This is a genomic window from Pedobacter sp. (assembly GCF_040513095.1).
Lineage (GTDB): Bacteria > Bacteroidota > Bacteroidia > Sphingobacteriales > Sphingobacteriaceae > Pedobacter.
This window is the reverse complement of sequence record NZ_JBEVDX010000186.1, coordinates 1-8,684: the sequence shown is the minus strand read 5'-3', so window position 1 is coordinate 8,684 and position 8,684 is coordinate 1. Positions and strand designations below refer to the sequence as shown.

Genomic DNA, 8,684 nt, shown 5'->3' with positions numbered 1-8,684 from the left:
TATATTTCATGCGGTATCGATAAGTGATTTATAAGCGGTAAGTAAGCTGTTTCCAAGCCATTATTGCTTATCAAAAGCTTACCAACCCCTTACCAATGGCTTATCAAAACCTTATCAACACTAAATTGATTATAAATTTAGTATCAATCTTTTATTCGTTGTTTTAAATCGAGGTACAATCCATTCAAGAGCATTTATACTTTCTCATAGACGTTAATGAGGTTAATCAGGAGACAAGAGCCGCAGCAGAAAGGATAATTTTAATTTCGCTTTGATATCATAGCCCGAAACAATAGCTTTGAACACTTACTCCAACCTTATCATGCTGCAATACAGAGACGCAAAACTGTCAGACCTCAATAAAATAGTTGAAATCTATAATTCTACTGTGGCCTCAAGAATGGTGACAGCTGATACAGAACCGGTTACTACCGAAAGCAAAATGAAATGGTTTGAGGACCATACACCTGACAAACGCCCGCTATGGGTGATAGAAGATGAGAACAACATGATCATCGGATGGCTGAGCTTCCAGTCCTTCTACGGTAGACCAGCATACAACTCTACAGTAGAAATGAGCGTTTACCTGGACGAGCAGCAAAGAGGCAAAGGTTACGGAAAAACAGTACTGGCTTACGCTATTGAGAAAGCCCCTGAAATCGGTATCAAAACGCTGTTGGGTTTCATTTTCGCCCACAATGAACCAAGTATAAAATTGTTCAGGCATTTTGGATTTGAAGATTGGGCAACATTGCCGGATATAGCTGTCCTTGACGGGCAGGAAAGAAGCCTCAAGATTCTTGGTAAGCGTATTGCTTAAACTGATTGACCTGGCGGGATACGCCCATTTCGTTAAAAGAGTGGATGCCCGCTTATTTGCGCAACCGTTATGGTCAGCCCAATGCGATAGCAGATGCAGCCTGGGAAGTACTGAATAAGACGGTTTTTAATGGTAAAGTTATTCGTGATGGCGCCGAGTCGATTATAGCCGGCCGCCTTACTTTAGATTCTGCTACGGTATGGACAAAGATACGTTTAAATTATAATCCGAAAGATCTGCTGCCGGCCTGGAAGTTGATGGTTGAAGCAAGTGATGCGATGAAAAATAGCTGTTTCTTTATAAGCTTCTGATAATGTTCATTTTAATAATGGTACCTGCATTGCAGTACTACGACCGAGTCTCCATCAATTTTATAAACAAGACGATGTTCAGGATTGATCCTTCGTGACCAGCAGTTTGTAAGATTATATTTCAATGGTTCAGGCTTGCCGGTACCTTCGAAAGGAGTCCTTACAATTTCTTTTAACAAGCCGTTGATTTTATTCAAAATTGATCTGTCAGTTTTCTGCCAGTACAAATAATCCTCCCAGGCCTGACCGGGAAAAATCAACTTCATTCCTCAATCAGTGTTCTTTCTACCCCTTTACCTTTTTCATAATCACTCAATGCATCCAGCAATCTGGCAGCATTCTTAGGGCTTTTTATTAAATAAAACGTTTCCTGCATACTGTCATAATCTGCCTTTGACATCACGACCACATCCTCGCCATTTGTCCGGGTTACGAATAATGGTGAGCGGTTCAACAGAACTTTATCCAGAAATGACTTCAGGTGTTGCCTAAAGGCCGTGTAGGTTGTAATTTCCATGGTTAAACTATTTCCCATAAAGATAAAATTAAGAGTTAACATGTACAAGTTCCTGTACATAATATTTTTGTTAATTACACGAATGTAGCATTAATAAACATAAATAAAATTTATTTTTCTTTATGGTAAATAATAAATCCGTTATAGTTACTTGTTTATGTCCGATATCCACCGGTTTTGAACTCCCAGCTCAGCAGGTGCATCTGATGCAGTAATCACCAGCTCCCCGCCTCTCATAATCTCCTCATGAGTGATCCATGTTCTGTCCAGTATTTTACCATTCAGCATTACCTTTGCTATATACGGATGCTGATCACTGTAGTTTTCGGTACTGATCTTAAATGATTTTCCTTTCGGCCACTGAAATGCAACCTGCGGGAACAAGGGTACATTGAGGTAATACACCGGCGAACCTACACATGCTGGTGAAAAACCACATGCAGCAAATACAAACCAGGCAGAATTGGCTCCTGCGTCATCGTCCATCGTGCGGATATATGCGTCAGGCTGGTTTTTGTAAATCCTGTCCACAAAAGGATCTATCCCCCTGCTGTTATCATTGAAGTAATACTGAACTACGGTATCTACAGCCAGTTTGTGTACCAGAGCCTGCGATTTGAAAGGCTTGGTAGAAGCATTGTACATATATGGCGCCTGGATATCCGGTTCATTTGCATGATTGTACTGATCGTTGTCAAAGAAGTGATCAAGCTGTTTGATGTACGCTGCATCGCCGCCCATCAGTTCAATTAACCCTTTCAGGTCAAATGGGGCAAACCAGCGGTATTGCAGGATTGTACCCTGGTATAAACCCCTGGCAGAAACCTGGTCGACATCCCTTTTGGTCAAGTCTTCAAAGTCCTTCTTCCAGTAGGTTTTGTATTCCGCAGCCTTTCCCAGGTATTTTGCACTCAGGTCATCTTTCTTCAGAACTTTCAGGATTTGGGACAAGGCCCAGGCATCATAACTTGATTCCAGTGCTTTATCCGGATGGCTGTAGTCTAAACGATCTACGTCTTTCAGCAGCGAATCACAGATACCTGAGAAATCCACCTTGTATCCTTTCCGGTAAGCATCAAGTAAAACTACAATCGCATGTTCAGTTCTTACTGTATTTGATGGCTCATGCTGCGTAGCATAATCCTTTTTCCCAGAGGCGTACAGGTTTGCAATGGAAGTGGTAATTCCTTTATACTTTTCCGGCACCGCAAGAGCCAGTAAAGGCAGCTGTGTACGGTAATTATCCCAGATTGCCCAGCCATTATACATTGTCTCTTTTGAATGCTTCAAGCTGCCGTTTGTTGCGCGGTAACTTCCATCTTTCTCAGAGATTACATAAGGTGATTGCATCGTGCGGTACAGCAATGAATAAAACAGCTTTTCGCGTTCCGGATCGCCTTTAACGCTGATTCGTCCCAGAACATCATCCCAGCCGTTGGTACTGGCTGTTTTCATTTGTGCAAAGGCTATTTCATCCAATGCAGATTTTGCATGAGCCACATCAACCGATGAAAAAGAAACTCTGATTTCCGCATTGCTGTCTGCTGCATTTAGTGTAGCCGTTAATTTATGGTTTGCACTATCTGCCCATTTTACAGGCTTGTCAATAGAGATATAATAGTAGATCTTATAGGTTCCCACATTGCAGGTAGTCTTTGCTTCCACGAAACCACTAAGGGTTTGTCCCTTTACCTCATGCTGTTCGCTCACAAACTGGTTGGCCAGCGTATGGCTCAGGTCAAAATAAAAGCCCTTTGCCCCTGCCGGGAAATCATAATGCTCCAGTCCCTGTTTTTCCACTACAGTAAAAGCGGCCTTGATCTTATTGGTAAACGCGACTTCATAACTACCCGGAGCTGCAGCCTCAGAAGTTTTTATCAGGACAGATGCCGAAGGGTTTTCTCCCAGATAAGGTTTGATCAGGATATTTCCGCCACTGCCCTGGCAGCCTACGCCTTCAAACCTGTTGTGGGTAAAACCGAGAAATAGCTTTGCCTTATTTTCATACCCTGCGTGTAGTTTAGGATAAGTTTGCGGACCAATACTTAGCATACTGAATGGGTAGGAAGCAGCCGGTGTCATTTGTCCGTGATCTCCCGAAGAGCCCAAAAATACATTGACCTGTCCGGAAGGTGACTGAGCAGATGAAAAAAAGGGCAGAAAGAACAGCGCAAGAAATAAATACTTCATGATGTGGGAAATAATGGGAATTTTGGACGAAAATTAAAAAATAAAAGGAGAAGAACACTGGTTTCTTCTCCTTTTTAAATTGCCTGGTGGGATTAGTAGCCAGGATTCTGATACATTCTTGCAGGATCTAATTTATATTCATCTAGAGGTATAGGGAAATACCTGTCCTTGGTACTGAAGTTAGCCAGTTTAGCATTTCCGAAAGTTGACTGTGGTTTGGCTTTGAAATAGGCTACCAGTTCAGTTGTGGTAAAAGTTCTGATCAGGTCAAACCAGCGGATATGTTCAAATGCAAGCTCTACCCTGCGCTCATGCAGGATCGCCAGTTTTAGCGTAGGGAATTTAGCACGGTAAGCGGGATCTGCACTTGCTACAGCATACAAAGGTACACCTGCTCTTGCACGTACCATATCAAGATACTGGATAGCAGCAGCTGTATTTCCCTGATTTAGGTTACACTCCGCCAACAACAAGATAATATCTGCATAACGCATTATCGGGGTGTTGTTTCCACCATAACCATTTGTGGTTGCTTCTGCACTTGCATCACGGTATTTGGTTACGAAATAGTCCAGAACAGATGGAGCAGCAGCATACTTCACAGAAAACGTTTTACGTGGATCTGTAGTTTCATACTCGTCAACCAGGTCACGGGTTACGTTTCCACCTACACCCTGACCAGTTTTAAGAGAGTTGATTGTTTCTCCCAACGCCTGGTTGTTAGCAGCAATACTTGAGCTATAAGTTAAATTACCCCGGATATTAACGATTTCGAAGATCGCTTCTGTAGTGGCATTGGTTTTCTTGGTTACATCGAATACATCTGCATATGGAATAGTGGACAGTGTAGTGAATGGACGCATGTTATAGCAGGCTGTCAGGTAGGTATTGGCATTAGTAAGGTTCTCAGCTTTACCATCAGTTAAGTTAGAAGCCATAGTTAAATAAACCTGTCCAAGCAATCCATTAATAGCAGCTTTACCCACACGGCCGGCATTACCTCCCGTTTGTAAGTTTGGAAGATCACTGGTTAGTCCGTCTTTCAAATCGGCCACAATCTGTGCATAAACAGCAGCCTCAGATTGTCTGTAAGTAGCTGCCGTAACTTCTTCAGTAGTGTTCAGCACGCTTGTAACGATTGGCACCGGCCCCCATTTTCTAACCAGCTGAAAGTACATCAGGGCTCTGATGAATTTAGCCTGAGCAAGATATTGCCCTTTCGTAGATGCATTCGCAAAAGTCACTTTATCAATGTAGGTGGTAACCGTATTACATCTGGTAATTGCCTGATAAAGGTTCAGCCAGTGGGTTTTCAAAAACGTATTACCCGGTAGGATGCTAAAGTCTCCAAACTGGAAGGGCTCACCTGCATTTGCCTGGGCCTCATTTCTACCGGTATCGTCAGAACGTTCATCAGTATATAAGCCACTGTTTTCACCGATATTATCTCCTGACCTTAAAGCCTGATATGCGCCATTTACTGCCAGCAGCACATCAGTTTCTGTTTTAAACGATTCTGAAAGTGGAGCCGCATTCGGGTCAGTTTGTTCAATAAAACTTTTCTTGCAGGAAGTGAACGACACTAATGCAACAAGAAATATAATTGTATATTTTTTCATCTCAATATATTTTATAGGTTTTTGAATTAGAAAGTTACTTTAATACCTAAACTGAAAGTTCTTGCTAAAGGATAATTTCCATAATCAACACCAGGTGCTAAGTTTGCGGTACTTGTATTTGTAGTGGTGTTAGTTGCATTAATATTGTAATCTACATCAGGATTGTATCCTTTGTATTTTGTAAGTGTGAATGCATTGTCCACTGAACCATATACCCTGATATTCTGAACTTTCAAACGGTCACTCAGGCTTTTAGGAATGTTGTAACCTAAGGTAGCATTAGTCATTCGCAGATAAGAGCCATCCTGCAGATAGAAAGAAGAAAGCCTTGTACTGTTACTTTGCGTTCCTCCGCGTGAAGGACGGTAGTTTAAACCGCTTCCCGGTTGGGCAGCAGAAACATATCTGTCGGCAACTTCTGCATATTGGTTACCTGAACCCTCAAAGTTATACAGGTAATAATCCTGTCCGTCTAGCACTTTGTTACCGTATGAACCATTGAAGGAAGTACGTAAATCAAATGATTTATAAGTGAATGACAGTGCAAATCCATATGTAAATTTAGCATACGGGCTGCCAATGACCTGTTTATCCGCCTCGTTTACCACACCATCTTTATTTACATCTTCAAAATAAAGATCACCAACTTTCGCAGGATTGGTAGATGCCGATGATTGGGCTACTTTGCCTACATTGTCTTCAGTTAACCTTCCCAGTACTTTGTAACCATAGAACATACCGATCGGCTGTCCCTGAGCAGTGACGTGTGTTAAGTATGAACGTTCAGCACCTGTAGTGTAGATTGTGCTTGCACCACCTAAGTCGAGCACCCTATTTTTATTGAATGAAATATTACCGCTTGCACCAAAAGTGAAGTCCCTGCCTTTGATGACTGTTCCGTCGATCTGGAAATCAAGACCTTTGTTCTGCACTTTACTGTCGCTCAGGTTAGTCAGGATACTTGGGTAACCTGAAATCGCGGAGATTGGCTGCAGGAACAGCAGGTTATAAGAACGGCTCAGGTAATAGTTAACCGAGAATGATAAACGGTTTTTCAATACCGAAATGTCTGTACCAAGGTTATACTGTGAAGTGGATTCCCATCCGATATTCGGATCTTTGATTGTATTCGGAGAAACTCCTGAGGAAACCGTTCCTGAACCAAATACTACACCTGTCGCTGATCCCTGTGTTTGTATTGAGTTGTAGTTTCCAATGTTATTGTTTCCGCTTAGTCCCCAGGATGCCCTGATTTTAACAGATGACTGCTGACCCAGGAAATCATTATACCAGTCTTCCTGCGACAAAGTCCAGCCGGCAGCTACTGAAGGGAATGTACCCCATTTGTTTAAAGAACCGAACCTTGATGAACCGTCTGTACGTAATGAACCTGTCAGGAAATACTTGCTGTTGTAGTTGTAACTGAAACGTCCAAAGTAAGAAAGCAAAGTATATTTTGATTTGTAAGCCTGGGTCAGAGTTAAGAATGCAGGATCGGCACCTTTACCAGTGATTTCAGTAACGTTATCATTTGTAAAACCTTTTGCGGTTAACCAGGTAAAATCGCTGCTGTTTTCCTGTGCAGAATAACCAGCTAGTACATCAAAGTGGTGTTTCCCTATTGTTTTATCATAGTTTAAAGTGAACTCAGCCAGTTTATCTGTCTGGGTAAGGTTTTTCGCCTGGGCATTTGCATTGGCAATAGACTGTGCTGAATACGGTGGATTGCTTCCGCCGGCACTTAAGCTGGTTGGCAGGTAATAATCGTATTTCTCAGTATAAACCTGTGTACCTAAGTTAGCTTTGAAAGTTAAACCTTCCAGAATATCATATGTTGCATAGGCATTATAGGTATTCTTGTATCCTAATCTTGTGATTTTTGTTTGTTCTGCCTGTGCGATAGGGTTTTCGATTCCCTGGTAACCAAACTGGTTAGCCAGCGCATTCTGGGCATACTGGATAGGAACACCATTAGCATCGCGGGCAGCAAAATAAGGGAGATAAAGTAAGGCTGACATCATCGGGCTGAAACGTCCCTCTTCAACTTCACGTCCGTTGGTTTGTGTGTAGGAGATGTTTGCACCAACTTTCATGCGTTTATTCACATTCGCTTCGATATTAGACCTGAAGTTAACAGTCTTCATCGAAGTTGCTGTAACAATACCATCCTGATCCTGGTAACCACCACTCACAAAATATTTAATGTCTTTAGCACCACCTGAGAACGACAGATTGTGACGCTGAAAGAATGCATTTCTGTACAATTCGTCCTGCCAGTCTGTATTGGTAGTTGGCGTAATCAGCGACTGTGTAGCAAAATTATAAAGTGCAGGGTCAATACTTACAGAAGCACTGTTTCCTACAAGGGCAACCCTGGTGGCATTGGCATCAGAATACATGGCATCAGTCCATGTTTTTCCCGAGTTCACTACCAGATCTTTGTAAGAGTTGTTATGGGAATTGATAGTCAGTTCAGCAAACTGTGTAGCATTTAATAATTTGATCTTTTTGGCAAGCTGGGAAACACCCATCTGAACATCATATTCAAATTTGCCTTTACCGTCTTTTCCTTTTTTGGTGGTGATAAGTACTACACCGCCCGCAGCTCTTGATCCGTAGATCGCAGCTGAGGCCGCATCTTTCAGGATGTCAATGGTTTCAATATCTTCAGGGTTCACAAATACGTTGTTACCTGCAGGATATCCATCGATCACATATAAAGGATCTGAACTTGCGTTCAGTGATCCAATTCCACGGACGCGTATTTTTGTGCTTGCATATGGAGCACCACTGGTTTGAGAAACCTGTACACCAGCGACTTTACCTACCAGCGCCTGACCAACAGTTGGGGCAGACAAATTCAGTTCTGAAGCTTTTACGCTGCTGATTGCACCGGTAACGTCAGCCCTTCTTACTTTCTGGTAACCGATAGCTACAACTTCCTGAAGATTATTGCTTGATTCCTTCATCTTCACGTTGACAACCTTCTGGTCATTTATCAGCACTTCTGCTCTGTCATAACCAACATAGTTGAAACTCAGCTTTGATCCTGAGGTGGCGTTGATCGCATACTTACCGTTGACATCTGTCCCTGCTTTTCTACCGGAGGCGACATCAATTACCGTAACACCCGGAAGCGGTACGCCGCTCATATCTGTCACTGCACCTGTTACAGGAACGTCTACTGCTTTGGTGCTTTTTACTGGAGCTGCAACAGGGGACTGGAT

Annotated in this window: 7 protein-coding genes; 2 read left to right on the top strand and 5 right to left on the bottom strand. The window is 42.5% G+C overall.

Features of this window, described 5'->3' with window-relative positions:
* The first annotated feature begins 298 nt into the window (after positions 1-298).
* Positions 299-820, top strand: coding sequence for a GNAT family N-acetyltransferase (locus ABWY16_RS20780; protein ID WP_353906585.1), 522 nt, complete (start codon positions 299-301; stop codon positions 818-820).
* Between the two features lie 44 nt (positions 821-864).
* Positions 865-1,131, top strand: a complete 267-nt coding sequence (locus ABWY16_RS20775) for an alpha-N-acetylglucosaminidase C-terminal domain-containing protein (RefSeq protein WP_353906584.1) — start codon at positions 865-867, stop codon at positions 1,129-1,131.
* A gap of 11 nt (positions 1,132-1,142) precedes the next feature.
* On the opposite strand, the gene ABWY16_RS20770 is transcribed toward ABWY16_RS20775, so the two are convergent.
* From ABWY16_RS20770 to ABWY16_RS20750, 5 genes are all read right to left on the bottom strand, one after another.
* Complete coding sequence (locus tag ABWY16_RS20770; RefSeq protein ID WP_353906583.1) at positions 1,143-1,397, bottom strand: Txe/YoeB family addiction module toxin; 255 nt, start codon at positions 1,395-1,397, stop codon at positions 1,143-1,145.
* Positions 1,394-1,666 (bottom strand): type II toxin-antitoxin system Phd/YefM family antitoxin, encoded by a 273-nt coding sequence (locus ABWY16_RS20765; RefSeq protein WP_353906582.1) that lies wholly within the window; start codon positions 1,664-1,666, stop codon positions 1,394-1,396. The genes ABWY16_RS20770 and ABWY16_RS20765 overlap by 4 nt, the downstream gene beginning before the upstream one ends.
* A gap of 129 nt (positions 1,667-1,795) precedes the next feature.
* The gene (locus ABWY16_RS20760; RefSeq protein ID WP_353906581.1) at positions 1,796-3,838 is read right to left on the bottom strand and encodes a glycoside hydrolase domain-containing protein; all 2,043 of its coding nucleotides are present in this window, start codon (positions 3,836-3,838) and stop codon (positions 1,796-1,798) included.
* Positions 3,839-3,930: 92 nt separating this feature from the next.
* On the bottom strand, positions 3,931-5,457 hold the full coding sequence (locus ABWY16_RS20755) for a RagB/SusD family nutrient uptake outer membrane protein (RefSeq protein ID WP_353906580.1): 1,527 nt from the start codon (positions 5,455-5,457) through the stop codon (positions 3,931-3,933).
* Between the two features lie 26 nt (positions 5,458-5,483).
* On the bottom strand, positions 5,484-8,684 hold a 3,201-nt coding region (locus ABWY16_RS20750), incomplete at its 5' end, for a SusC/RagA family TonB-linked outer membrane protein (protein ID WP_353906579.1).

What these genes read in the sequence shown, in the direction of transcription:
- ABWY16_RS20765 (WP_353906582.1), bottom strand. Translation starts at nt 1,666, where the DNA reads ATGGGAAATAGTTTAACCATGGAAATTACAACCTACACGGCCTTTAGG.
- ABWY16_RS20760 (WP_353906581.1), bottom strand. Translation starts at nt 3,838, where the DNA reads ATGAAGTATTTATTTCTTGCGCTGTTCTTTCTGCCCTTTTTTTCATCT.
- ABWY16_RS20775 (WP_353906584.1), top strand. Translation starts at nt 865, where the DNA reads ATGCCCGCTTATTTGCGCAACCGTTATGGTCAGCCCAATGCGATAGCA.
- ABWY16_RS20755 (WP_353906580.1), bottom strand. Translation starts at nt 5,457, where the DNA reads ATGAAAAAATATACAATTATATTTCTTGTTGCATTAGTGTCGTTCACT.
- ABWY16_RS20770 (WP_353906583.1), bottom strand. Translation starts at nt 1,397, where the DNA reads ATGAAGTTGATTTTTCCCGGTCAGGCCTGGGAGGATTATTTGTACTGG.